A 24,327-nucleotide genomic window follows, 5' to 3' on the forward strand; every position below is an offset into this window, starting at 1 on the left:
AACGAGACATCATGGCGGACCAATACCTGCTTTCCATCGACAACGGCACGCAAAGCGTGCGCGCGCTGCTGTTCGATGTGAACGGCAACCTCGCGGCCAAATCGCAAATCCACCTGCAAGCCTATTTCTCGGCGCATCCCGGCTGGGCCGAACATGACGCCGACGGCTATTGGGACGCCGTGGCCGCCGCCTGCCAGCAGCTGTGGCGCACGACCGATATTCCACGCAGCGCGGTCAAAGGCGTGGCGGTGACCACACAGCGCGGCACCGTCGTCAACCTGGACCGCGATGGTAAGGTACTGCGGCCGGCCATCACCTGGCTGGACCAGCGCCGCGTGGGCAAGCAGAAGCCGTTGAGCTGGTGGTGGCGTACAGCGTTCAAACTGGCGCGCGTGGAAGGCACGATTGAATACTTCCGCCGCGAAGCGGAGATCAACTGGATCGCCGAGCATCAGCCGGAGATCTGGGCGAAGACGCATAAATACCTGCTGCTGTCGGGCTTTCTGAATTACCGCCTGTGTGGATGCCACGTCGATTCGACCGGCTCGCAGGTCGCCTACCTGCCGTTCGACTACAAGCGCCACAAGTGGGCCGGCGCACGCGACTGGAAATGGCAGGCGCTGCGCGTGCGTCCGGACATGCTGCCGGAACTGGTGGCGCCGGGCACGGTGATCGGCACGATCACCGCTGCCGCCGCTGCGGCGACCGGCATCCCCGAAGGCACGCCGCTGGTGGCCGCCGCCGCCGACAAGGCGTGCGAAGTGATCGGCGCCGGCAGCCTGGAGCCGCACATCGCCTGCCTGAGCTACGGCACCACGGCCACCATCAACACCACCAGCAAAAAGTATGTGGAGGTCACGCCCTTCATCCCGCCATATCCTGCGGCGGTGCCGGGGGCATACAGCACCGAAGTGCAGATTTTCCGCGGCTACTGGATGGTCAACTGGTTCAAGGAGCAGTTCGGGCACCTGGAGCAGATGGCCGGCGCGGAGCAGGGGCTGGCGCCGGAAGCGATGTTCGACCAGCTTGTCAACGAGGTGCCGCCCGGCTCGATGGGGCTGATGTTGCAGCCGTACTGGAGTCCCGGCATCCGCACGCCGGGGCCGGAAGCCAAGGGCGCGATGATCGGCTTCGGCGACGTGCATACGCGCTCCCATATGTACCGCGCCATCCTTGAAGGCCTGGCCTATGCGTTAAGGGAAGGGAAGGAGCGCATCGAGCAGCGCAGCGGCGTCAAGGTGACGGCATTGCGGATTGCAGGCGGCGGCTCGCAAAGCGACGCGGCGATGCAGCTGACCGCCGACATTTTCGGCCTGCCCGCCGCCCGCGCCCACGTCTACGAAACTTCGGGCCTGGGCGCCGCAATCGCGATCGCCGCCGGCGTGGGGCTGCATCCGGACTTCGATACCGCCACCCGCGCCATGACGCGCCCTGGCCGCATCTTCCAGCCGATCCCCGCCAACCAGAAAATCTACGACCAGCTCTATCGGCGCGTCTACCTCGGCATGTACAAGCAGCTGCAGCCGATGTACCAGCAAATCGCCGACATCACCGGCTACCCGGAACAGCTTTAGCGCATCACCAGGGCTTTGACGGCGGCCAGGGAGGCGCCGCCGGTTTTGGTGGCTTGGACCTGATTGCGGCCGCCTTCCTTGGCCACGTACATGGCGCGGTCGGCGGCGACGAACAGCGATTCGGTGTTGTCCAGTTGGTGCGGATGGATGGTGGCGACGCCGATGCTCACCGTCAGCCACGCCGAGGTGGTCGAGCGCGGATGCGGGATCTGCAGCGATTCGATGTGCGCGCGGATCGATTCGGCCAGCAGATAGGCCGAGTCGCCGTCGGTCTCGGCGAACAGCAGCACGAATTCCTCGCCGCCATAGCGCGCCGCCAGATCGGTCGGCCGCAGCGCGTGCGAGGCGATGGCTTGCGCCACCTGCTGCAAACAGGCGTCGCCGGCCGGATGGCCCAGCGTGTCGTTGTAGAGTTTGAAGTGGTCGACGTCCAGCACCACCAGCGACAGGGGCTGGCCGCTGCGCATCGCGCGCTGCCATTCCTTTTCCAGGAAGGTGTCGAAATGGCGGCGGTTGGCGATCTTGGTCAGTGGGTCGACCATGGCGGCGCGCAGCAGCGTGTCTTCCGACTGCTTGTGGTGGGTGATGTCGTGCAGCAGGCCGATGAACAGCGGCTGGCGCAGGTACATCGGCGTCAGCGTCAGGTCCATGCACACCGAACTGCCGTTGCGGTGGCGGATGATGACTTCGCGCGTGCCATGGTTGTGCGCCGTCTGCGGCGCGGCGGCGTAGCGCTCGAAGTAGTCCAGGTATTCCTGCGCCACCAGGGGATTGAGCAGTTCGGAGATGGTGCTGCCGGCCAGTTCCTCGGCCTGGTAGCCCAGGTATTTGTCGCAGGCCGGGTTGGTGAACTGGATGCGGCCATCGGCTTCGATAATCAGCAGGCCTTCGGCCATGTTGTTGACGATGGTGCGCAGGCGCTCGGCCTGTTCCTCGTGCGTTTCGCTGCGGCTGCGGATCTGCAGCTGCGTGCGCACGCGCGCGCACACTTCCGGCATGCGCAGCGGCTTGCTGATGTAGTCGACCGCGCCCAGGTCGAAGCCGGCCACCACGTCCTCGGTGTCGGTGCGCGCGCTCATGAAGATCACGGGAATGCGCTGGGTGGTGGCGTTGCTCTTGAGCTGGCGGCAGGTTTCGTAGCCGTCCATGCCCGGCATCATGATGTCGAGCAGGATCAGGTCCGGGTGGACCCGGCGGGCGATTTTCAGCGCGCGCTCGCCGCTGGTGGCGACGAAGGTTTGATACCCCTGTTCCACCATCAGCTTGCGCAGCGCACCCAGATTCTCGGGCGCATCGTCCACGATCAGGATCGCGGCGTCGCGCCGCGTGGCGTAACTCAGACTTCCGGAATTCATTGGGATTCGCCTTTGACCCGGTAGGGCGTAGCGGCGTGAGTCGTCGGTTGCGCGGCGCGGCAACGGGGGCGGCAAGCAAAGGTGATTGGTGCGTGTTTCAACAAAGGCTGGCCTGATATGAAAGTGACTATCCGTTCAAATCATACCGCTTTGCAACCTTTAGAGGGAAAAAAATTCTGCTGAATATTGAGTGTTGCTTCGGATGCATCAGGCCGCAGCCCTGCTGGTGCCAGATGGTGTAACTAATGTTGGCGGGGTGTTATGGAATCGGCCGGTTTTGGTGACTATTGGTGATAAAGTCGCGGCGATGGTGTTGTATTTTTGCGGGCGGCCGTTGTCGTACAACGGCCGCCCGTGGCGCTGCGATTTAGACTTTGGCGGCGATCAGTTTGCCCAGGATTTCGATGCCGTGGCGGATGCGTTCCGGCGGCACGGTGACGAAGGACAGACGCAGCGTGTTGGTGGCCGGTTCGTTGGCGTAGAACGGCGAGCCGGGCACGAAGGCGACTTTCTGGGCGATGGCTTCATCCAGCAGTTTCATGGCGTCGATGTGCTTCGGCAGCGTGACCCAGATGAACATGCCGCCTTCCGGCTTGGTCCACTCGACACCGGCCGGGAAGTGCTGGGCCATGGCGTCCAGCATCACCTGGCACTGGTCGCCGTACAGCGCGCGGATTTTCGGGATGTGCTGTTCCAGGAAGCCGTCCTTGATCACTTCGTGCACCACCATCTGGGTCAGCTGCGAAGTGTGCAGGTCGGCCGCCTGCTTGGCCAGCTCCAGGCGGCGCGCCAGCGGCAGCGGGGCCACCACGTAGCCCAGGCGGATGCCCGGGGTCAGCACCTTGGAGAAGGAACCCATGTAGATCACGCCGTCCGGGTTCATCGCCACCATCTTCGGCAGCGGCTCGCCCTTGTAGCTCAGGGCGCCGTAAGGATCATCCTCGATCAGCGGCAGGCCGAGGCGGGCGCAGGTTTCCACCAGCTCCTGGCGGCGTTCGATCGACATGGTGCGGCCGGTCGGGTTCTGGAAGTTCGGCAGCGAATACAGCATGCGCGCGCCTTCGGCCACGGCGTCGATCGACGACGGCACCAGGCCGTGGTCGTCGGTTTCCACCGATTTGAATTCCGGGCGGTAGACCGAGAACGCCTGCAGCGCGCCCAGGTACGACGGCGTCTCGACCAGCACGCGGCTGCCTTCGTCGATCAGCACTTTGCCCAGCAGGTCCAGCGCCTGCTGCGAACCGGAGGTCATCAGCACTTGTTCCGGCGCGATCCTGGCGCCGCCGACGGACAGCGAGTCGGCGATCCACTGGCGCAGCGGGGTGTAGCCGTCGGTCGGGCCGTATTGCAGCGCGACCTTGCCGTTTTCGCTCAGTACCTTGTCGTAGGCCGCTTTCATTTCGTCGACCGGGAAGGTCAGCGGCGACGGCAGGCCGCCGGCGAAGGAGATGATCTCCGGCTGCTGCGTGATCTTCAGGATCTCGCGGATGAACGAGGCTTGCAGTTGCTCGGCGCGTTCAGCGAAGCGCCATTCGATCGGATTCGGGTTTTCGATTTTCATACGTGTCTCATGAGTGGATAACAACAAGCTCGCTTGTGGCGTGCTTTTATAAAAGGAACGGCAGCGGATAAGCTGCCGCCCGCTTACGCGACTTCCGCGATCAGTTCGATTTCGACGCAGGCGCCAAGCGGGATTTGGGCGACACCAAAGGCCGAGCGGGCGTGCTTGCCGGCGTCGCCGAAGACTTCGCCCAGCAACTCGGAAGCGCCGTTGGTGACCAGGTGCTGTTCAGTAAAGTCAGGCGTGGAATTGACCAGGCTCATGACCTTGACGATGCGCTTGACGCGGGTCAGGTCGCCGCCGACGGCCGCCTGCAGGGTGCCCATCAGGTCGATGGCGATGGCGCGCGCGGCGGCCTTGCCCTCCGCGGTGTCGATGTTCTTGCCCAGCTGGCCCACCCATACGCTGCCGTCGGCGCGCTTGGCGATGTGGCCCGACAGGAATACCAGGTTGCCGGTTTGGGCGTACATGACGTAGGCGGCGGCTGGCGTGGCCGGTGCTGCCAGGGTGATATCAAGCGCTTTGAGTTTTTCGTAAACAGACATGTGGTTATCCAATGATTAAGTGCGTTGCATGGGTGGAGACCGATATTGTACGTCTTGCCGCCGGGGATGCCCACAATTGAGGCAAAATCAAGATACTGTATGGCGTCAGCCGCGTTTTACCTGCATTTTGCGGCCCGTGCCCACCACGCCGATGACGGCGATTGCGAAGACCAGGGTTTGCCACTCCAGCGCCTCGCCCAGCACCACGGTGGCGCCCAGTACAGATAGAAACGGCTGCACCAGCTGTACTTGTCCCACCCGCGCCACGCCGCCCAGCGCCATGCCGCGATACCAGAAGAAGAATCCGATGAACATCGAAAACACGGAAACGTAGGCGAAGCCGGTCCACACGGCGGCGCTGGCGTGGGCGATCCGCGCCGATTCCTGCCAGCCCAGCCAGCCCACCACCGGCAACAGCGGCGGCGCGGCCAGGATCAGCGCCCAGCAGATGGTCTGCTGGCCGCCCAGCGTCTGCGACAGGCGGCCGCCGGCGGCGTAGCCCATGGCGGCCAGCAGCACGGCGACAAAGATCGCCAGGTCGGCCGTGTGCAGACTGCCGCCGCTCTGGCGCAGCGCAAAGCCGATCACCAGTACCGATCCTAAGATGGCCATGATCCAGAAACCTGTCGACGGCTTTTCGCCGCCCAGCAGGGCCGCGAACATGGCGGTGGCCAGCGGCAGCACGCCGACCAGCACCGCGCCGTGGGCGGCGGGCAGGCTGCGCATGGCGACGGAGGTCAGCCACGGGAAACCGATCACGCAGCCGATGGCGACCATGGCCAGCGCCGGCAGGGCGGCGCGCGGCGGCAGCGGCGCGCGCTTCCAGTACAGCCAGCCGCCGGCCAGTACAGCGGCGGCCAGCGCGCGGCCGAGGGCGACGAACATCGGCGACAAGCCGGCGTCGCCGCTGACGGCCAGCCGGGTGAAGGGCAGCGTCAGGCTGAAGATGGCGACGCCGATCAGGCCCAGCAGCATGCCGGTGGTTTCGTCGCTCAGACGACGGTGGGTGGTGAGTGCTGGCGTATTTGGGTTCATGGGTTTATGCTACGTGACAAAACCAGTACAGTGCCAGTACACTTAGCAACATAATCGATCATACTGTGACGGTAAAATGACCAATACACGACCACGCACTTCCCTGCTGGGCGCCGCCGCGGCAGCCGCTGCGGAAGCCGTCAACGAGGCGCTGGCTGCCGCACACGCCCGCGCCATGGCCGCTCCGGCGCCCGGTCCGGCGGTGACGTCGGTCCCGGTGCCTGCGCCAGTTCCGGCGCCGCCCAAGCCGGCGCCCGGCCCCATGCTTGGCCTGCTGCTGCGCGAGTCGGGCGAAACGCTGATCGACCAGATCGTGCGGTCGGTGGCGGCGCGCATCGACGACCGCCTGCTGCGCGGCGGCGCGCGCATGCCGTCGATCCGGGCCTTCGCCGCGTCGCATGGCGTGTCGGCCTTCACCGTGGTGGCGGCCTACGACAAGCTGGTGGCTACCGGCTACCTGGAATCGCGGCGTGGCGCCGGCTTCTTCGTGCGCGAACGTCCGTCGATGGCGCTGAATACCGCTGACAGCGCGCTGCTGGCGCCGCTGTCGCGTGTGCAGACCAGCTTTGACAGCAAGCCGATCGACGTGGTCTGGCTGGTGCGTAACATGTTCCGCCAGATGCCGCACCAGCAGATGCCCGGCTCCGGCGTGCTGCCGCCCGAGTGGCTGGACGGCCCGTCGATCGCCAACGCGCTGCGCGCGGTGAGCCGGCAGAATCCGAACCTGTTGTTGAGCTATGGTGTGCCGCAGGGCTTCCTGCCGCTGCGCCAGCAGTTGCAGCACAAGCTCGCCGAGCTGGAAATCGCCGCCACGCCCGAGCAGATCGTCACCACCGCCGGCGTGACGCAGGCGCTGGACCTGGTGGCGCGCGAATTCTCGCGTCCCGGCGACACCATCTTCGTCGACGATCCGGCCTGGTTCCTGATGTTCGGCTCCTTCGCCGCGCTGGGCGCCAAGGTGATCGGCATTCCGCGCCTGGGCGACGGGCCGGATATCGCGCGGCTGGCGGAGCTGGCGGCGCTGCACAAGCCCAAGCTGTACATCATCAACTCGGTGCTGCACAACCCCAGTTCCACCTCGCTGTCGGCGGCCAAGGCGTTCCAGGTGCTGCGCCTGTCGGAGGAACATGACTTCATCATCGTGGAAGACGATATCTACTGCGACCTGCATCCCGGCAGCGCCGTGCAGCCGGCCACGCGGCTGTCGGCGCTGGACCAGCTGCAGCGGGTGATCTACCTGAGCGGCTTCTCCAAGACCATGGCGGCCAACCTGCGGGTGGGCTTCATCGCCACCTCGCCGGAACGCGCCGAGCGGCTGGCCGACCGCAAGATGCTGTCGACGCTGACCACCAGCGACATCGGCGAGCGGGTGGTGTACAAGGTGCTGTCCGAGGGCCTGTACCGCAAGCACGCCGACCGCCTGCGCGCGCGGCTGGACGGCGTCCGCGCCAAGACGCTGCGCCAGATGGAGCGCATCGGCCTGAAGGTGGACGGCTCGCCGCCGGCCGGCATGTTCGTCTGGGCCGACGCCGGCTGCGACACCAATGTGCTGACCGAGCGCGCCATGGCGCACAATCTGCTGCTGGCGCCGGGCAGCCTGTTCTCGCCCAAGCAGCTGCCGTCGACCCGCATGCGGCTCAACGTGGCGGCGATGCAGGAGCCGGCCGTGTGGCGTTTCCTTGAGCGGGAACTCAGTTGAGCCTCCCGGCTCTTGAAAAGCCTCTTATAATCCCCACTTTCCTGAAATCTTAACCAAAAGACTATTCCAAAATGGCTGATACTCAAAAACAAACCCTTGGATTCCAGGCCGAAGTGAAACAGCTGCTGCAGCTGATGATTCACTCCCTGTATTCGAACAAAGAGATCTTCCTGCGCGAACTGATCTCGAACGCGTCCGACGCGTCCGACAAGCTGCGTTTCGAGGCGATCAACAACGACGCCCTGTACGGCAACGACCATGAACTGAAAATCAAGGTCTCGTTCGACAAGGCCGCGCGCACCATCACCATTTCCGACAACGGCATCGGCATGAGCCGCGAGGAAGCCATTTCGCATCTGGGCACCATCGCCAAGTCGGGCACCAAGGAATTCTTCGGCAAGCTGTCGGGCGACCAGCAGCAGGACGCGGCCCTGATCGGCCAGTTCGGCGTGGGCTTCTACTCGGGCTTCATCGTGGCCGACAAGATCACCGTCGAATCGCGCCGCGCCGGCGCGCCGGCCTCCGAAGGCGTGCGCTGGGAATCGGGCGGCGAGGGCGATTACTCGGTCGAGCAGATCGAGAAGATCAACCGCGGCACCGACATCATCCTGCACCTGCGCGAAGGCGAGGACGAGCTGCTGTCGTCGTGGAAGATCAAGTCCATCATCCGCAAATACTCGGACCACATCTCGCTGCCGATCGTGATGCAGAAGGAAGAGTGGGACGCCGAGAAGAGCGAAACCGTGCTCAAGGACGAACTGGAAACCGTCAACCAGGCCAGCGCGCTGTGGGCGCGCAGCAAATCCGAGATCACGCCGGAACAGTACGAGGAATTCTACAAGCACGTCTCGCACGACTTTGCCGCGCCGCTGACCTACACGCACAACCGCGTCGAAGGCAAGAGCGAATACACGCAGCTGCTGTACATCCCGGCCAAGGCGCCGTTCGACCTGTGGGACCGCAACAAGCGCGGCGGCATCAAGCTGTACGTCAAGCGCGTGTTCATCATGGACGATGCCGAGCAGCTGATGCCGACCTACCTGCGCTTCGTCAAAGGAGTGATCGATTCGGCCGACCTGCCGCTGAACGTCTCGCGCGAGATCCTGCAGGAGTCGCGCGACGTGAAACTGATCCGCGACGGCTCGACCAAGCGCGTGATCGGCATGCTGGAAGAACTGGCGAACGCCGACGAGCAGGAGAAAAAAGACAAGTACCAGAGCTTCTGGACCGAATTCGGCCAGGTGCTGAAAGAGGGCGTGGGCGAGGACGCGGCCAACAAGGACCGTCTGGCCAAGCTGCTGCGCTTCGCCTCGACCGCCAACGACAACGACCAGCAGACCACGTCGCTGGAACAGTACCTGTCGCGCGCCAAGGAAGGCCAGGACAAGATCTACTACGTCACCGCCGATAACTACATCGCCGCGAAAAACAGTCCGCACCTGGAAATTTTCCGCAAGAAGGGCGTGGAAGTGCTGCTGCTGACCGACCGCGTGGACGAATGGATGCTGTCGTTCCTGACCGAGTTCGAAGGCAAGGAACTGGTTTCCGTGGCCAAGGGCGGCCTGGACCTGGGCGCGCTGGAAGACGAAGCCGAGAAGAAGGAACACGAGGAAACCGAATCGTCGTACAAGGATCTGGTCGAGAAGATGAAGGAAGCGCTGGCCGACAAGGCCAAGGACGTGCGCGTGACCTTCCGTCTGACCGATTCGCCAGCCTGCCTGGTGGCCGACGAGAACGAGCTGTCGGGCAACCTGCTGCGCATGCTGAAGGCGGCGGGCCAGAACGCGCCGGAATCCAAGCCTATCCTGGAAATCAATCCGGACCACCCGCTGGTGCAGCGCCTGAAGAACGAAGGCGTGGCCAGCTCCTTCAGCGACTGGTCGAACCTGCTGTTCGATCAGGCCTTGCTGGCCGAAGGCGGTTCGCTGAGCGACCCGGCCACCTTCGTGAAACGCCTGAACGAGCTGCTGCTGGCGAAATAAACCTCCGGGGTCAGGTCCCCCATTTCTACACGAGCTGAGCGCTAGTGCTTGCCACGGTCGAGGCCGTGTAGAATTGGGGGACCTGACCCCGGAGTGATCATGAAGAAAACCGCACTGACGCTGGCCCTGGTGGCCGGCGTTTTTACTATTCAAGCCAGTCTGGCGCAGCAGGCCGCGCTGCCTGCATCGACGCCCGGCGTCGCCGCCAAGCCGCTGTATCCCGCGCTGCCGAGCGAAACGCCGGATGAATTCACGGCGCCGGTCGACAGTTTCGATTATGTCCGCCGCACGGTGATGATACCGATGCGCGACGGCGTCAAGCTCAATACCGTTATCCTCATTCCACGCAAGGCGCACCACGCGCCGATGCTGCTCACGCGCACGCCGTACAACGCGGCCGATATGACGGCGCATGCGGAAAACGCGCAGCTGGAGTCGGTGCTGCAGGGCTACGACAACCAGCCGGACGTCATCGTCAAGGGCGGCTATATCCGCGTGGTGCAGGACGTGCGCGGCAAGTACGGCTCCGAGGGCGATTATGTGATGAACCGTCCGATGGCCGGCACGCCGTTCAATCCGACGCCGGTCGACCACTCGACCGACAGCTGGGACACCATCGAGTGGCTCAGCAAGAACGTGCCGGAGTCGAACGGCAAGGTCGGCATCATCGGCAGTTCGTATGACGGCTTCCTGCCGCTGATCGCGCTGGTTAATCCGCATCCGGCGCTGAAGGTGGCGGTGCCGATGAATCCCATGGTTGACGGCTGGCGCGGCGACGACTGGTTCCACAACGGCGCCTTCCGCCAGATTAACCTGTCCTACATCATGGAGCAGGTGGTCACGCGGCGCAACGAGGCGCACTGGTTCACCAGCCATTACGACGATTACGATACCTTCATGCGCGCGGGTTCGGCCGGCGAGCTGGCGCGCCGGCGCGGCGTGGAGCAGAGCGGCTTCTGGCGCAAGGTGGTGGCGCATCCGGCCTACGACCAGTTCTGGCAGACCCAGGCCGTGGACCAGATCCTGGCGAAACAGCCGATCACCGTGCCGACCATGCTGGTGCACAGCCTGTGGGACGCCGAGGATATCTACGGCGCCATCGCCGTCTACAAGGCCATCAAGCCGAACGACAAGGACAACAAGGTGTTCCTGGTGATGGGACCGTGGAACCACGGCGGCCAGGATGGCGACGGCACCCACCTCGGGCCGATCAAATTCAACAGCGACACCGGGATGCACTTCCGCGAGGAGATCCTGATGCCGTTCCTGGACCGCTATCTGAAGGACGAGCCGTCGGCCGAGGCGCTGGCGGCGACCATCGCGCCGGTGACGGCGTTCGAAACCGGCACCAACAAGTGGCGCGCGCTGGACCGCTGGCCGGCCGGCTGCGTCACCGGCTGCTTCATCGCGCCGGCCACGCTGCGCCTGGCGGCGGACGGCAAGGCGACGCTGACCAATGCCGCGCCAACGCCACTGTCCAGGCCGGCGCACAGGAATGATTACGATGAATACGTGGCCGATCCCGCCAAGCCGGTGCCATACCGTCAGCGGCCGATTCCGCCGTATGGCTACGACGAAGCCAAGGGCCAGACCTGGCCGCGCTGGCTGGTCGACGACCAGCGCGAAGCCTCGGGCCGCACCGATGTGCTGAGCTACACCACCGGCGTGCTGACGGCGCCGGTGAAGATCAGCGGCGAGCCGGTCGCCCATCTGCTGGCCTCCACCAGCGGCACCGACGCCGACTGGGTGGTCAAGGTGATCGACGTCTATCCGGACCAGGTGGCGTCGCAGCCGGAGCTGGGCGGCTACCAGCTGATGGTGTCGGCCGATATCTTCCGGGGCCGCTACCGCGAAAGCCTGGAAACGGCCAGGCCCATCGCTGCCGACAAGGCGCTGCCGTACCGCTTTGCGCTGCCGACCGCCAACCACGTATTCCTGCCGGGCCACCGCATCATGGTGCAGATCCAGTCCAGCTGGTTCCCGCTGTACGACCGCAATCCGCAGACCTTTGTGCCAAACATCTTCTACGCGCAGCCGGCGGATTACAAGAAGGCGACGCAGCGCATCTACCACGACAGCTACATCGAGCTGCCCCTGGTGGGCGCCAGCGTGAAATAAGCTAGGTCTTGCGGCGACGGCGCGCCAGCATCAGCATGGCCGGCAGGCCCATGCCCAGCATGGCGAAGCTGCCCGGTTCCGGCACCGCCGCCGCTGGCGCCAGCGCCAGGAAGCCGCGAATCTCGCCGGAAGGGTAGGCGCTGCTGTGGATGTTGAGGTAGGCCTCGCCTGAATTCAGGCCGGCCAGGAAGGCCGCCTCGGCGCCGGCCGTGGTGCCGCCGTTGGCGCTCAGGAAGGCGGGATTCCAGCTGGCCGCCAGCGAGGTGTCGAAGGTATGGCTGTAGGCGCCGGTGTGCACGCCCAGCGGGAAACCGTCGAAGGTCGGCGTCTGGGTGGCGACGCCGGCGTTGCCCAGGCCTGGCGCATCGGTGCAGCAGTGGATGTGGGCGGCGGTGCTGTCGCCCTGCAGTGCGCTGAAGGCGGCGTTGATCACCAATACGTGCGTGCCGGCGTCGAACTGCACGGCGGCCGCGCCGATGGCGGCCGAGGTGTTGGGCGGCGCTTCCTTCGGCCCGGTGAGGATGGTGGTGTAGGTGGCGGCGTTGGCCACGCTGGCGGCTGCCGTGGCGGCGCACAGCATTGCCGCCGCCGCCCAGGCGCTGGTGCGTTGTCGAGTCATGATGTCCCTCCCAAGTATTTAGCTTAGAGAGGGCGGCCGCGCTCAAGTTCCCTTGTCAGAGTTCGGTACGCAGCGCGAACAGCTCGGGGAACAGCACCACGTCCAGCATCTTGCGCAGGTAGCTGACGCCGGCCGTGCCGCCGGTGCCGGTCTTGAAGCCGATGATGCGCTCGACCGTGGTCACGTGGCGGAAGCGCCAGAAGCGGAACGCGGTCTCCATGTCGACCAGCTTTTCAGCCAGTTCGTACAGCGCCCAGTAGCGCGTCGGATCGCCGTAGACCTGCAGCCAGGCCTGCTGCACCGAGGCGTCCGCCACGGTCGGCAGGGTCGGATCGGCGTTCAGGCGTTCGGCCGAGATCGGCAGGCCGTTGCGCGCCAGCAGGCGGACCGCTTCGTCGTAGATCGACGGCGTGCCCAGCGCTTCTTCCAGCAGCGGGAATTCCGGCGTCGTCGCGTGGACGTTGAGCAGGGCGGCGTTCTTGTTCCCCAGGATGAATTCGATCTCGCGATACTGGTAGGACTGGAAACCCGACGACGCGCCCAGGTAGGGGCGGATGGCGGTGTATTCCGGCGGCGTCATGGTGGCCAGCACGTCCCAGGCGTGCACCAGCTGGTCCATGATGCGGGCCACGCGCGCCAGCATCTTGAACGCCGGCGGCAGGTCGTCGCTGCGCAGGTGGGTGCGCACGGCGCGCATTTCGTGCAACATCAGCTTCATCCACAATTCGCTGGTCTGGTGCTGGATGATGAACAGCATCTCGTTATGGTTGGGCGACAGCGGGTGCTGGGCGTGCAGGATCTGGTTCAGGCCCAGATAGTCGCCGTAGCTCATGTCGTTGCTGAAGTCCATCTGCGCACCGTGCCAGTCGGCGCCGGTGTTGTGCATCGGGCATTTGTTATCGCTCATACGGTTTATCTCGTTATCAGGTGACGGCGTCGCGCTTGGCGTCGACATTGTAGTCCTGGCGGTCCAGGATATCGCGCAGGATCTCGACCGCATCCCAGACCTCGGTGTAGCTGGTGTACAGCGGCGTGAAGCCGAAGCGCATGATGGCCGGCTCGCGGTAGTCGCCGATCACGCCGCGCGCGATCAGGGCCGCCATCACCGCATAGCCGTGCGGATGGGTGAAGCTGACCTGGCTGCCGCGGTGCGCATGCGCGCGCGGCGTCACCAGTCCCAGCGGATGGGCGGCGCAGCGCGCCTCCACCAGTTCAATGAACAGATCGGTCAGCGCCAGCGATTTGGCGCGGATGGCGGCCATGCTGGTCTGGTGGTGCACGTCGAGTCCGCATTCGACCATGGCCAGCGAGACGATAGGCTGGGTGCCGCACAGCGCGCGGCCGATGCCGTCGGTCGGCGTGTAGTGCGGCGCCATGGCGAACGGCGCGGCGTGACCCCACCAGCCGGACAGCGGCTGCTGGAACACGGCCTGGTGCTTTTTCGGCACCCAGATGAAGGCCGGCGCGCCGGGACCACCGTTCAGGTATTTATAGGTGCAGCCCACGGCCAGGTCGGCGCCGTCGGCGTTCAGGTCGACCGGCACCGCGCCGGCCGAGTGCGCCAGGTCCCAGACGATCAGCGCGCCGGCCGCGTGGGCGAGGGCGCTGGTGGCCCGCATCGCGTACTGGTAGCCGGTGCGGTAGTTCACGTGGGTCAGCATGACCACGGCGGTGTCGGCGCCTAGCGCCGCTTGCAATTCGTCCGGCGAGTCGATCAGCTTGATGCTGTAGCCGCGTTCCAGCCACTGGGTCAGGCCTTCGGCCATGTAGATGTCGGTCGGGAAGTTGGCGCGTTCGGTGACGATCACGCGGCGCGCGCTGTCGCCGGCCTGCATGTGCAGCGCGGCGGCCAGCGCCTTGAACAGGTTGACCGAGGTGGTGTCGGTGACCACCACTTCGCCGTCCAGGCCGCCGATCAGCGGCGCCAGGCGGTTACCCAGGCGTTTCGGCATCTCGAACCAGCCGGCGCTGTTCCAGCTGCGGATCAGGTCGTGGCCCCATTCCTGGGCGATGACGTGCTGGGCGCGGGCGAGGGAAGTCTTGGGCCGGGCGCCCAAAGAGTTGCCATCCAGATAAATAACGCCGGCCGGCAGGTCGAACTGGTCACGGAGCGGGGCGAGCGGATCTTGCGCATCGCGTTCCAGGCAGTGGTTGCGAGTTGTCATTATGAATAGATGTTGAGGTCTGAAGCAGCGAGTGTAACCTGAAAAATTGCCGCGGGCGCCGATTTTTCCATGGGCTTATTGGCCTGAAACCCGCATGAATCCTCGACTTGAGAACTTTTTTAAAAATTTTTCGATTTTTTTCAAAAAAACCCTAAAGTTCCCCCAAAGCCTGCCGTTACCAGTTTCAAGATGCGCAGAAAACCGCCATCTGCTTGCAAGGCGGTAGCCGAAAATAATTGAAAAATATTTTCAGGAAACCCTAAAGTTCTCCAAAAGGCTGCCGTAACCGGGTTAGATGTCGTAAAAAAGAGTCGCTTAACCGTCTTATTTTTCGATTTAAAAAAGGCTTTTCTTGAAGCTTGTATCCCGCAAGAAACCTACGCCGCAAGGGCGTAGACGACCGATCTGCGAGTGTTTGTAAGACAAACACCGACAGGTCGCACCCGCTATTTCCCGACTAAAAATACGGAGAGTCACCTCTTCTGTGGATTTTGTTGCTCAAGCAGAATGTATCTCAACGGAAACGCAAACGTGTTCCGACAGAGAGAAAAACGCTTAGGAGTGGGAAAATGACTGCAAACGATATGATGGCTGAAATCCGCGATGCGAATCTGAGCTACCTGATGCTGGCTCAGCAAATGATCCGCGCCGATAAAGTCACCGCAATCTTCCGTCTGGGCATCGCCGCTGAAATCGCCGACCTGATCGAAGGCATGAGCAACGCGCAGATCCTGAAGCTGGCAGGCGGCAACATGATGCTGGCCCGCTTCCGCTTCGACGACAGCGCCATCCTGTCGATGCTGACCAACTACAACAAGGATCGCGTGCTGGCCCAGTCGCACGCCGCCATCCTGATGGCCGGCCAGCCGGTCGAAGAAATCGTTTAAGCGCTGGAGCAGATCATGGCCGCCAAGAAAAGTGTCGTATCGGAAGCCCAGGAAATCCAGCTGGCCATCGAACTGATCCAGTTGGGCGCCCGCCTGCAACTGCTGGAATCGGAAGTGTCGCTGTCGCGCGAGCGCCTGCTCAAGCTGTACAAGGAGCTGAAGGGTGTGTCGCCACCGAAAGGCATGCTGCCGTTCTCGACCGACTGGTTCCTGACCTGGCAGCCGAACATCCACTCGTCGCTGTTCATCAACATCCACGGCTTCCTGGTGACCCACGCCGGCGCCACCGGTGTTGAAGCGGTGATGAAGGCCTACAAGCTGTACCTCGAACAAATGCCGCCGGAACCGGGCGAAGAACCGCTGCTGTCGCTGACCCGCGCCTGGACCCTGGTGCGCTTCTTCAGCAGCAAAATGCTGGAAACCGCCCCATGCGGCAAATGCCAGGGTAAATTCGTGGTCAACGCCATGGACCTGCATGGCAGCTACGTCTGCGGCCTGTGTCACATGCCTTCGCGTGCCGGCAAGACCAAAAAATCCCGCGAAGCCGAAGCGCTGGCGGCATAATACGGGATGTGACCCTACCTTATATTCAACGCCTCGCCCGCGCGCCCGCCGTGCGGGCCATGCTGATACAGTGCGGCGCCATGCCGCTGACGCTGGCCATCATTTATCTGATGGCCAGTTTTCGTTTTCCCGTCGACTATCTGACCGTGGCCGTGGTGCAGGGGCTGCTGGCGGCCCTGGTCACCTGGAAGCTGGCGCTGGCGGCCTGGTGGCGCGCGATCCAGCTGCTGTTCCCGCTGGCGGTGCTGACCGCGCTGGCGCTGCAGCTGCCGTCCTGGCTGTTCGGCCTGATCTTCCTGCTGTTGCTGGGCTGGTACTGGTCGACCTTCCGCACCCAGGTGCCGTATTACCCGTCGCAGCCGGTGGTGTGGGACGCGGTGCGCCAGCTGCTGCCGGCCGCCAGGGCGCCGCGCGTGATCGACATCGGCAGCGGCCTCGGCGGCCTGACCCTGTACCTGGCCCGCGTCCGCCCGGACGCTGACGCCATCGGCATCGAACTGGCGCCGCTGCCCTGGCTGGTCAGCTGGCTGCGCGCGCGAATTGGCCGCAGCCGCGCCCGCTTTCTGCTGGGTGATTACGAAAAGCTCGACTTCGGCCAGTTCGACCTGGTGTTTGCCTACCTGTCGCCGGCCGCCATGCCGGCGTTGTGGCGCAAGACCCGCGCCGAAATGCGCCCCGGAACGATGCTTGTGAGCTATGAATTTGTCATTGAGGAAAGAGCACCGGATAGCATCATTCATGCCACACAGGGGGGAATTCCCCTCTACATATGGTACTTTTAAGCATCATTTGACGTTATTCACTTGCCCGGCCACCCCGAGTCAGGCTATTGTAGTTCTATATGTAAATTCTTAAGAAACCGGCCCAAGGTAGACACAATTCGGCCGGTTTTCGCTCTGGGGAGTCAGGACACTTGTTAGTCATCATTGGATATGTAGTGGTCTGCGTCGGCGTGTTCGGCGGTTTTGCCATGAATGGCGGGCATCTGGCCGCGCTGATGCAGCCGCTGGAGGTGGTGATGATCGGCGGCGGCGCGCTTGGCGCCTTCTTCGTCGGCAATAACAGCAAGACCATCAAGGCCACGCTGGGCGCCATCCCGACCCTGTTCAAGGGCTCGCGCTACACCAAGGATCTCTACATGGAGATGATGTCCTTGCTGTTCGACGTGCTGTCCAAGGTGCGCAAGGAGGGCCTGATGTCGATCGAAGGCGATATCGACAGCCCGGAGCAAAGCCCGCTGTTCAGCAAATACCCGAGCGTGCTGGAAGACCACCACATCGTGGAATTCATGACCGATTACCTGCGCCTGATGGTGTCCGGCAATATGGATGCGTTCCAGATCGAGAACCTGATGGACATCGAGATCGAGACCCACCACCACGAGGGCGCCGCGCCGGCCCACGCCATCGCCAAGCTGGGCGACGGCCTGCCGGCCTTCGGTATCGTGGCGGCGGTGATGGGCGTGGTGCACACCATGGAATCGGTGGGCTTGCCGCCGGCCGAGCTGGGCATCCTGATCGCGCACGCGCTGGTCGGCACCTTCCTCGGGATTCTGCTGGCCTACGGCTTCGTCGGTCCGCTGTCGAGCCTGCTGGAACAGAAGCTGGAAGAGTCGACCAAGATGTACCAGTGCGTCAAGGTCACACTGCTGGCCAGCCTGAACGGCTATGCGCCGGCGCTGGCGGTGGAGTTCGGCCGTAAAGTGCTGTACTCGACCGAGCGTCCGACCTTCAACGAGCTGGAAGACCACATCAAGAAATCGAAGTCGAAGTAAGCCATGCACAGCACTAACTTGAGTTTAAGGATGAATCATGGCTGAAGAGGGCTTGCGGCCTATTATCGTCAAGCGCATCAAGAAGGGCGGCGGTGGTCACCACGGCGGCGCCTGGAAGATCGCGTATGCCGACTTCGTCACCGCGATGATGGCCTTCTTCCTGCTGATGTGGCTGCTCGGTTCGACCACCAAGGGCGACCTCAACGGCATTTCCGAATACTTCAAGACGCCGCTCAAGGTGGCCATGGGCGGCGGCTCGGGCAGCGGCGACAGCTCGTCCATCATCAAGGGCGGCGGCAAGGACCTGACCCGCACCGACGGCCAGGTCAAGGCCAGCGACGACCCGCAGGTCAAGAAAACCTATAACCTGACCGCCGCCAAGGCGGCGCTGGAAGCCGAGGAAAACCAGCGCCTGAAGGCGCTCAAGGAACGCATCGAAGCCAAGATCGAGGCCAATCCGCTGCTGAAGAAATACAAGGACCAGCTGCTGCTGGACATCACCAGCGAGGGCTTGCGGATCCAGATCGTCGATGAGCAGAACCGCCCGATGTTCGCGCTGGCCAAGGCCGAGCTGCAGCCCTACACCAAGGATATCCTGCACGAGATCGGCTTTGTGCTGAACGACGTGCCCAACCGCATCAGCCTGTCGGGCCACACCGACTCGACGCCCTACATGAGCGACGCCGGCTACAGCAACTGGGAATTGTCGGCCGACCGCGCCAACGCCTCGCGCCGCGAGCTCATCGTCGGCGGCATGCAGGATTCCAAGGTGTTGCGCGTGGTCGGGCTGGCCTCGGCCATCAACCTCGACAAGGCCGACCCGTTCAATCCGGTCAACCGCCGCATCAGCATCGTGGTCATGAACCGCAAGGCCGAGGACAATGTGCTGCGCGACGGCCGCAAGATCGAGGTCGGCGACACCGACGATGCCGCCGGGATCGGCGCCGCCGTGGGCGCGGCGCCCGCGCCCGCGCAGCCAGCCGGACCGCCAGTACGCAAATAAGCAAAGCAGAAGTAAATCGAGACTGTTATGACGAGAAAAAAAATTCTGGGTTCCCACGTCAAGCGCCTGCTGTCGGGCGTGTCTGACCACGGTCGCCGGCACCTGACCGAAGTCGAGACCGACCTGATCCAGACTGGCCTGCTGCTGGAGGAAGCGATTGAAAAGCTGTCCTTCAACTTCATGGCCATTCATCAAACGGTGGAGGCCGAACAGGCCACCATCCAGCTGCTGCTCGACGGCGGCACCGCCACGCCCGAGCAGCGCGCCCAGCTGGAGGCGCTGCAAGGCCAGGTGGGCGGCTATGTCAACGCCGCCATCACCAGCCTGCAATTCCAGGACATGACCAGCCAGCTGCTGGACCGCACGCTCAAGCGCGTGACCGGCCTGCGCGAGTTCCTCGGCACGCTGGGCGCGCACGGTGCCGAGATGCTGCCCGAAAGCGACAACGAGCAGATCGTCGAGCTGCTGGGCAAGGTCAGCATGGCGCTGGCGATACAGAGTTTGGAACTGCGCAGCGTGTTGCGCAAGGCAGTCAGTCAGCAACACCTGGAGAGCGGCGACATCGAGCTGTTCTAACAACAACGAAACATGATTTACAAGAGAGAATAAGATGGCTAAGACGATACTTGCGGTTGATGATTCCAGCTCCCTGCGCCAGATGGTGGCCTTCAGCCTGAAGGCGGCCGGCTACCAGGTGGTGGAAGCCGTGGACGGCCAGGAGGGGCTGGAAAAAGCCAAGCTCCAGAATGTCGACCTGGTGCTGACCGACCAGAACATGCCGCGCATGGACGGCCTGCAACTGATCAAGCTGCTGCGCGAACTGCCCAGCTACGCGAAAACTCCTATCCTGATGCTGACCACCGAATCGTCGGACGAGATGAAAGCCAAGGGCCGCGCCGCCGGCGCCAATGGCTGGCTGGTCAAGCCTTTCGATCCGCAGCGGCTCATCGAGGTAGTCAAGAAGGTCATCGGCTGATAAGGCGCGCAATGATGCGAAGCGAACTTTACGGAGTATCACCATGACCATCGATATAAGCCAGTTTTATCAGGTCTTTTTCGATGAGGCCGAGGAACTGCTGGCTGAAATGGAGCGGCTGCTGCTGGCCGTCGATGTGGCGTCGCCGGACGCCGAGGATCTGAACGCCATCTTCCGCACCGCCCACTCGGTGAAGGGCGGCGCGTCGACGTTTGGCGTGACCGACATGACCGAAGTCACCCACGTCCTGGAGACCCTGCTCGACCGCATCCGCAAAGGCGAAATGGCGCTCACGTCCGAGCACGTCGACGCCTTCCTGGCCGCCAAGGACATCCTCAAGATGCAGCTCGACGGCCACCGCCTCGGCAGCGACGTCGACCAGGATGCCGTGGCCAATGTGCGCATGATGCTGCAATCGCTGGCGCAGGACGTGCCGATGACGGCCATGGCGCCGGTGGTGCCGGGCTTCAGTTCGCCCCTGGCGCCGGACACCCGGCACGTCGACCACAGCGGCGGCCGCCGCTACCGGCTGGAACTGCCGGCCATGGCGCACCGCGAAGTGACCGCGCTGGGCGAGGAGCTGGGGCTGATGGGCTATGTGTCGATCACGCCGCTGGACAAGGACCGCAACGCCATGGTGGTCACCACGCACGAGAGCCTGGACGACATCATCGCCATCTGCTCGTTCGTGCTGAACCCGGACGAGATGACCGTCACCGAACTGCCGGCGCTGGACGACGCCCAGGCACAAAAAGAGAAGGTCGCGCGCGACCGGGTCGAAAACGACCTCGGCTACGGCTTTTTCGACAGCACCGATCTGACACCGGCCGCCGCCAGCGGCGAGGGCTACGGCTTCTTCCAGCCGCTCGACGAGATCCGCGCCAACGCCGCAGCCGCCGGCGAGGATGCGCAGGGCTATGGCTTCTTCCAGCCGGTCGAGCAGATCCGCGCCGCCGCCGGCATCGTCATCGAGACGCCGCCGCCGGAAGAGGAAAAGAAAGTCGTCAAGAAGGAAGAAAAGGAAAAAGAGAAGGCGCCCGCCCACGCCGGCGCCGAATCGTCGTCGATCCGCGTGTCGATCGAGAAGGTCGACCAGCTGATCAATCTGGTGGGCGAGCTGGTCATCACGCAGGCGATGATCGAGCAGCGCGTCGACACGCTGGACCCGATGGTGCACCAGCGCCTGCTCAACAGCGTCAGCCAGCTGACCCGCAACACCCGCGACCTGCAGGAAGCGGTGATGTCGATCCGCATGATGCCGATGGACTTCGTGTTCTCGCGCTTCCCGCGCATGGTGCGCGACCTGGCGACCAAGCTGGGCAAGAAGGTCGACTTCATCACCAACGGCGCCGCCACCGAACTGGACAAGGGCCTGATCGAACGCATCGTCGATCCGCTGACGCACCTGGTGCGCAACTCGATCGACCACGGCATCGAAATGCCGGACGTGCGCCGCGCCGGCGGCAAGAGCGACGCCGGCCGCCTGTTCCTGTCGGCCTCGCACCAGGGCGGCAACATCATCATTGAGGTGTCGGACGACGGCGGCGGCTTGAACCGCGAGAAAATCCTTGCCAAGGCGCAGCAGAACGGCCTGCCGCTGAGTGACAACATGACCGACGCCGAAGTCTGGCAGCTGATCTTCGCGCCCGGCTTCTCGACCGCCGAGGTGGTCACCGACGTCTCCGGCCGCGGCGTCGGCATGGACGTGGTCAAGCGTAACATCACCGCCATGGGCGGCGTGGTCGACATCCGCTCGGCCAAGGGCTTCGGCACCACCATCTCGATTTCGCTGCCGCTGACGCTGGCGATTTTGGACGGCATGTCGATCCGCGTCGGCGACGAAATCTACATCCTGCCGCTGGGCTTCGTGATCGAGTCGCTGCAGCCGGCGCCGGAAGACGTCAAGGAAATCACCGGCAAGGGGCGCGTCATCAAGGTGCGCGGCGAATACCTGCCGCTGGTGCCGCTGCACCAGATGTTCGACATCACGCCGCGCTTCACCGATCCGTGCCAGGGCATCGTCATCATCGTCGAGACCGACGGCCGCAAGGCCGGGCTGTTCGTCGACGAGCTGGTCGGCCAGCAGCAGGTGGTGGTCAAGAATCTGGAATCCAATTATCGCAAGGTAGCCGGGATTTCCGGCGCCACCATCCTGGGCGACGGCGGTGTATCGCTGATCCTGGATGTGGCGGCGCTGATACGCTCGTCGCGCCAGCTGGCCGACGAATCGATTTTTTCTTCATAGGGGGCCATCATGGCAGAGATACAATCCACCGCAGCGGCAGCCAGCGACATCGCCGGCCACGAATACCTGGCCTTCAAGCTGGGCGCGGAAGAATACGGCATCGACATCCTGAAGGTGCAGGAAATCCGCGGCTACGAGGCGGTCACCCGCATCGCCAACGCGCCCGAGTTCATCAAGGGCGTGATCAACCTGCGCGGCATCATCATTCCGGTGGTCGACATGCGCATCAAGTTCAACCTCGGCTCGCCGGTGTACGACCAGTTCACCGTGGTCATCATCCTCAACATCAACGGCCGCGTGGTCGGCATGGTGGTGGACTCGGTGTCCGACGTCACCACGCTGACGGCCGACCAGGTCAAGCCGGCGCCGGAGATGGGCACCGCCTTCAGCAGCGACTACATGATCGGCCTGGGCACCATCGACGAGCGCATGCTGATTCTGGTCAACATCGACAAGCTGATGTCCAGCCCGGAAATGGGCCTGATGGACCAGCTGGCGGCGGCGTAAGCCAGACCGCCTTGCCGGCGCCTCAACCCCGCGCCGGCGACCGCAACACCACGGACGCGCCCCGAAGAGAAGGGCGCGCCGCCACACGACGATAGAGTAAAGACAAAAAGGGGAGCACCACATGAACTTACGCGACTTCAAAATCGGCGCCCGGCTGCGCATCGGATTCGGCATCATCCTGCTGATCCTGGTGGCCATCGTGCTGATGACCAACTACCTTAACTACAGCAACAAGAGCAAGCTGACCAAGGGGCTGGAGACGGCGACGGCAAAGAATCTGCAGGCCGGCGTCATGAAGAGCGCGATGCTGGAAACCGGTATCGCCATGCGTAACATCGGCTTGCAGTCGGACGTCAGCCTGATGCAGAAGGAAGAACAGAAGGTCAAGGACCAGCGCGCCCGCTACGACAAGGCCGTCAACGACCTCAAGGCGCTGGGCCTGAACGACGCGGAAAAGAAAGTGCTGACCGATATCGGCGCGCTGGATGCCGACACCGACGCCGCCTTCAAGGAAGCCATCGGCCAGATCCTGGCGTTCAACAGCGAAGGCGGCGCCAAGGTGATTTCCGGCCGCATCGATCCGCTCAACACGCAGACGCTGGTGCTGATCAACAAGCTGGTCGACATGCAGCGCGCCAATGCCGAAGAGGTGATGGATGGTTCGGTCACCGCCGACCGCGGCCTGATGGTGGTGCTGTTCGTGCTGGGCGGCGTGGCCGTGGTGCTGGGCGTGGCGTGCGCCACCGTGATCACCCGCTCGATTACTGTACCCTTGTCGGGTGCGGTGGGCGTGGCGCAGAAGGTGGCCAGCGGCGAACTGACTTCGCATGTGCAAGTGGAAGGCCAGGATGAGACCAGCGAACTGCTGCAGGCGCTGAAGGACATGAACGAGAGCCTGGCCAAGACGGTGGGCGACGTGCGCACCGGCACCGAGCTGATTTCGACGGCGTCGCAGGAAATCGCCTCGGGCAACGCCGACCTGTCGGCGCGCACCGAGTCGCAGGCCAGCTCGCTGGAGGAGACCGCGTCGTCGATGGAGGAGCTGACCAGCACCGTGAAGCAGAATGCCGACAATGCGCGCCAGGCCAACCAGCTGGCGGTCAGCGCCTCGTCGGTGGCGGAGAAGGGCGGCAGCGTGGTGTCGCAGGTGGTGCAGACCATGGGCTCGATCACCGCGTCGTCGCGCAAGATCGCCGACATTATCTCGGTCATTGACGGCATCGCGTTCCAGACCAATATCCTGGCGCTGAACGCGGCGGTGGAAGCGGCGCGCGCGGGCGAGCAGGGCCGCGGTTTCGCGGTGGTGGCGTCCGAGGTGCGCAATCTGGCGCAGCGCTCGGCCGGCGCGGCCAAGGAGATTAAAGAGCTGATCACCGACTCGGTGGACAAAGTCGATGCCGGCAGCAAGCTGGTGGATGAAGCCGGCCAGACCATGGACCTGATCGTGACCTCGATCCGCCAGGTGGCCGACATCATGGGCGAGATCACCGCCGCCACGCAGGAGCAGAGCAACGGCATCGAGGAAGTCAACCAGGCGATCTCGCAGATGGACGAAATGACGCAGCAAAATGCCGCGCTGGTGGAAGAGGCGGCCGCTGCGGCGGAAAGCATGCAGGAGCAGGCCGAGCTGCTGTCGCAGGCGGTCAGCATCTTCAAGCTGTCGCACGACACGGTGGCGCGCCGCGCACCGGCGCCGGCGCCGCGCCGCGCGGTCGCCG

21 protein-coding genes are annotated in these 24,327 nt (G+C 63.9%); 14 read left to right on the plus strand and 7 right to left on the minus strand.

The genetic code is table 11. The features are described 5' to 3' along the window. Nucleotides 1-11 precede the first annotated feature (11 nt). Nucleotides 12-1,574: an FGGY-family carbohydrate kinase gene (locus GJ695_RS24595; protein ID WP_154369486.1), complete on the plus strand. Its 1,563-nt coding sequence runs from the start codon at nt 12-14 to the stop codon at nt 1,572-1,574. Here the strand turns inward: GJ695_RS24595 and GJ695_RS24600 are convergent. The 4 genes from GJ695_RS24600 to GJ695_RS24615 all read right to left on the minus strand — a co-directional run bounded on the left by GJ695_RS24600 (nt 1,571) and on the right by GJ695_RS24615 (nt 6,070). Then, nucleotides 1,571-2,929: a diguanylate cyclase domain-containing protein gene (locus GJ695_RS24600; protein ID WP_154369488.1), complete on the minus strand. Its 1,359-nt coding sequence runs from the start codon at nt 2,927-2,929 to the stop codon at nt 1,571-1,573. The genes GJ695_RS24595 and GJ695_RS24600 overlap by 4 nt on opposite strands. 367 nt (nt 2,930-3,296) lie before the next feature. After that, entirely contained in the window at nt 3,297-4,490 is a 1,194-nt protein-coding gene (locus GJ695_RS24605; protein ID WP_154369490.1) for an aminotransferase-like domain-containing protein, read from the minus strand. A gap of 83 nt (nt 4,491-4,573) precedes the next feature. After that, nucleotides 4,574-5,035 carry a RidA family protein gene (locus tag GJ695_RS24610; protein WP_154369492.1) on the minus strand — a complete coding sequence of 154 codons (462 nt, stop codon included), beginning with the start codon at nt 5,033-5,035 and terminating at the stop codon, nt 4,574-4,576. A gap of 105 nt (nt 5,036-5,140) precedes the next feature. Continuing rightward, nucleotides 5,141-6,070, minus strand: a complete 930-nt coding sequence (locus GJ695_RS24615; protein WP_229260639.1) for a DMT family transporter — start codon at nt 6,068-6,070, stop codon at nt 5,141-5,143. Nucleotides 6,071-6,146: 76 nt separating this feature from the next. Between GJ695_RS24615 and GJ695_RS24620 the strand changes: the two genes are divergently transcribed. The 3 genes from GJ695_RS24620 to GJ695_RS24630 all read left to right on the plus strand — a co-directional run bounded on the left by GJ695_RS24620 (nt 6,147) and on the right by GJ695_RS24630 (nt 11,869). After that, nucleotides 6,147-7,769, plus strand: coding sequence for an aminotransferase-like domain-containing protein (locus GJ695_RS24620; protein WP_208023456.1), 1,623 nt, complete (start codon nt 6,147-6,149; stop codon nt 7,767-7,769). A gap of 71 nt (nt 7,770-7,840) precedes the next feature. Beyond that, nucleotides 7,841-9,751, plus strand: coding sequence for a molecular chaperone HtpG (gene htpG / locus GJ695_RS24625; protein WP_154369494.1), 1,911 nt, complete (start codon nt 7,841-7,843; stop codon nt 9,749-9,751). Nucleotides 9,752-9,850: 99 nt separating this feature from the next. Continuing rightward, a complete protein-coding gene (locus GJ695_RS24630; RefSeq protein WP_154369496.1) occupies nt 9,851-11,869 on the plus strand; it encodes a CocE/NonD family hydrolase in 2,019 nt (672 codons plus the stop codon). 1 nt (nt 11,870) lies between these two features. Here the strand turns inward: GJ695_RS24630 and GJ695_RS24635 are convergent, their stop codons facing one another. Genes GJ695_RS24635 through kynU form a run of 3 tightly spaced genes read right to left on the minus strand, consistent with a single transcriptional unit; the run spans nt 11,871 to nt 14,653 of the window. Next, the gene (locus GJ695_RS24635; protein WP_154369497.1) at nt 11,871-12,488 is read right to left on the minus strand and encodes a CHRD domain-containing protein; all 618 of its coding nucleotides are present in this window, start codon (nt 12,486-12,488) and stop codon (nt 11,871-11,873) included. Nucleotides 12,489-12,543: 55 nt separating this feature from the next. Continuing rightward, a complete protein-coding gene (gene kynA / locus GJ695_RS24640; protein WP_154369499.1) occupies nt 12,544-13,395 on the minus strand; it encodes a tryptophan 2,3-dioxygenase in 852 nt (283 codons plus the stop codon). A gap of 16 nt (nt 13,396-13,411) precedes the next feature. After that, nucleotides 13,412-14,653: a kynureninase gene (kynU, locus tag GJ695_RS24645; protein WP_154369501.1), complete on the minus strand. Its 1,242-nt coding sequence runs from the start codon at nt 14,651-14,653 to the stop codon at nt 13,412-13,414. A 569-nt stretch (nt 14,654-15,222) separates the two neighbouring features. Here kynU and flhD point away from each other — a divergent pair. From flhD to GJ695_RS24695, 10 genes are all read left to right on the plus strand, one after another. Continuing rightward, entirely contained in the window at nt 15,223-15,540 is a 318-nt protein-coding gene (gene flhD / locus GJ695_RS24650) for a flagellar transcriptional regulator FlhD (protein WP_090177486.1), read from the plus strand. A gap of 15 nt (nt 15,541-15,555) precedes the next feature. Further along, a complete protein-coding gene (gene flhC, locus GJ695_RS24655) occupies nt 15,556-16,104 on the plus strand; it encodes a flagellar transcriptional regulator FlhC (RefSeq protein WP_154369503.1) in 549 nt (182 codons plus the stop codon). A 59-nt stretch (nt 16,105-16,163) separates the two neighbouring features. Beyond that, nucleotides 16,164-16,886 carry an SAM-dependent methyltransferase gene (locus tag GJ695_RS24660; protein WP_154369519.1) on the plus strand — a complete coding sequence of 241 codons (723 nt, stop codon included), beginning with the start codon at nt 16,164-16,166 and terminating at the stop codon, nt 16,884-16,886. 131 nt (nt 16,887-17,017) lie between these two features. Continuing rightward, nucleotides 17,018-17,878, plus strand: coding sequence for a flagellar motor stator protein MotA (gene motA / locus GJ695_RS24665; RefSeq protein ID WP_154369505.1), 861 nt, complete (start codon nt 17,018-17,020; stop codon nt 17,876-17,878). Between the two features lie 37 nt (nt 17,879-17,915). Then, on the plus strand, nt 17,916-18,881 hold the full coding sequence (gene motB / locus GJ695_RS24670) for a flagellar motor protein MotB (RefSeq protein WP_154369507.1): 966 nt from the start codon (nt 17,916-17,918) through the stop codon (nt 18,879-18,881). Between the two features lie 27 nt (nt 18,882-18,908). Next, nucleotides 18,909-19,457 carry a chemotaxis protein gene (locus tag GJ695_RS24675; RefSeq protein WP_154361437.1) on the plus strand — a complete coding sequence of 183 codons (549 nt, stop codon included), beginning with the start codon at nt 18,909-18,911 and terminating at the stop codon, nt 19,455-19,457. 34 nt (nt 19,458-19,491) lie between these two features. Further along, the gene (locus GJ695_RS24680; RefSeq protein ID WP_110848818.1) at nt 19,492-19,857 is read left to right on the plus strand and encodes a response regulator; all 366 of its coding nucleotides are present in this window, start codon (nt 19,492-19,494) and stop codon (nt 19,855-19,857) included. A 43-nt stretch (nt 19,858-19,900) separates the two neighbouring features. Next, nucleotides 19,901-22,102 carry a chemotaxis protein CheA gene (gene cheA, locus GJ695_RS24685; protein WP_154369508.1) on the plus strand — a complete coding sequence of 734 codons (2,202 nt, stop codon included), beginning with the start codon at nt 19,901-19,903 and terminating at the stop codon, nt 22,100-22,102. A gap of 9 nt (nt 22,103-22,111) precedes the next feature. Then, entirely contained in the window at nt 22,112-22,609 is a 498-nt protein-coding gene (locus GJ695_RS24690) for a chemotaxis protein CheW (protein ID WP_154361435.1), read from the plus strand. A gap of 121 nt (nt 22,610-22,730) precedes the next feature. Then, the coding region (locus tag GJ695_RS24695; protein ID WP_154369511.1) for a methyl-accepting chemotaxis protein at nt 22,731-24,327 on the plus strand (1,597 nt) is incomplete at its 3' end.

The sequence above is a fragment of the Duganella alba genome, assembly GCF_009674495.1.
GTDB classification, from domain to species: domain Bacteria; phylum Pseudomonadota; class Gammaproteobacteria; order Burkholderiales; family Burkholderiaceae_D; genus Rugamonas; species Rugamonas alba.

Bases quoted from the DNA above. Each gene is read 5' to 3' on its own strand.
- GJ695_RS24595 (WP_154369486.1), top strand. From the start codon at position 12: ATGGCGGACCAATACCTGCTTTCCATCGACAACGGCACGCAAAGCGTG.
- GJ695_RS24600 (WP_154369488.1), bottom strand. From the start codon at position 2,929: ATGAATTCCGGAAGTCTGAGTTACGCCACGCGGCGCGACGCCGCGATC.
- GJ695_RS24605 (WP_154369490.1), bottom strand. From the start codon at position 4,490: ATGAAAATCGAAAACCCGAATCCGATCGAATGGCGCTTCGCTGAACGC.
- GJ695_RS24610 (WP_154369492.1), bottom strand. From the start codon at position 5,035: ATGTCTGTTTACGAAAAACTCAAAGCGCTTGATATCACCCTGGCAGCA.
- GJ695_RS24615 (WP_229260639.1), bottom strand. From the start codon at position 6,070: ATGAACCCAAATACGCCAGCACTCACCACCCACCGTCGTCTGAGCGAC.
- GJ695_RS24620 (WP_208023456.1), top strand. From the start codon at position 6,147: ATGACCAATACACGACCACGCACTTCCCTGCTGGGCGCCGCCGCGGCA.
- htpG (WP_154369494.1), top strand. From the start codon at position 7,841: ATGGCTGATACTCAAAAACAAACCCTTGGATTCCAGGCCGAAGTGAAA.
- GJ695_RS24630 (WP_154369496.1), top strand. From the start codon at position 9,851: ATGAAGAAAACCGCACTGACGCTGGCCCTGGTGGCCGGCGTTTTTACT.
- GJ695_RS24635 (WP_154369497.1), bottom strand. From the start codon at position 12,488: ATGACTCGACAACGCACCAGCGCCTGGGCGGCGGCGGCAATGCTGTGC.
- kynA (WP_154369499.1), bottom strand. From the start codon at position 13,395: ATGAGCGATAACAAATGCCCGATGCACAACACCGGCGCCGACTGGCAC.
- kynU (WP_154369501.1), bottom strand. From the start codon at position 14,653: ATGACAACTCGCAACCACTGCCTGGAACGCGATGCGCAAGATCCGCTC.
- flhD (WP_090177486.1), top strand. From the start codon at position 15,223: ATGACTGCAAACGATATGATGGCTGAAATCCGCGATGCGAATCTGAGC.
- flhC (WP_154369503.1), top strand. From the start codon at position 15,556: ATGGCCGCCAAGAAAAGTGTCGTATCGGAAGCCCAGGAAATCCAGCTG.
- GJ695_RS24660 (WP_154369519.1), top strand. From the start codon at position 16,164: ATGCTGATACAGTGCGGCGCCATGCCGCTGACGCTGGCCATCATTTAT.
- motB (WP_154369507.1), top strand. From the start codon at position 17,916: ATGGCTGAAGAGGGCTTGCGGCCTATTATCGTCAAGCGCATCAAGAAG.
- GJ695_RS24675 (WP_154361437.1), top strand. From the start codon at position 18,909: ATGACGAGAAAAAAAATTCTGGGTTCCCACGTCAAGCGCCTGCTGTCG.
- GJ695_RS24680 (WP_110848818.1), top strand. From the start codon at position 19,492: ATGGCTAAGACGATACTTGCGGTTGATGATTCCAGCTCCCTGCGCCAG.
- cheA (WP_154369508.1), top strand. From the start codon at position 19,901: ATGACCATCGATATAAGCCAGTTTTATCAGGTCTTTTTCGATGAGGCC.
- GJ695_RS24690 (WP_154361435.1), top strand. From the start codon at position 22,112: ATGGCAGAGATACAATCCACCGCAGCGGCAGCCAGCGACATCGCCGGC.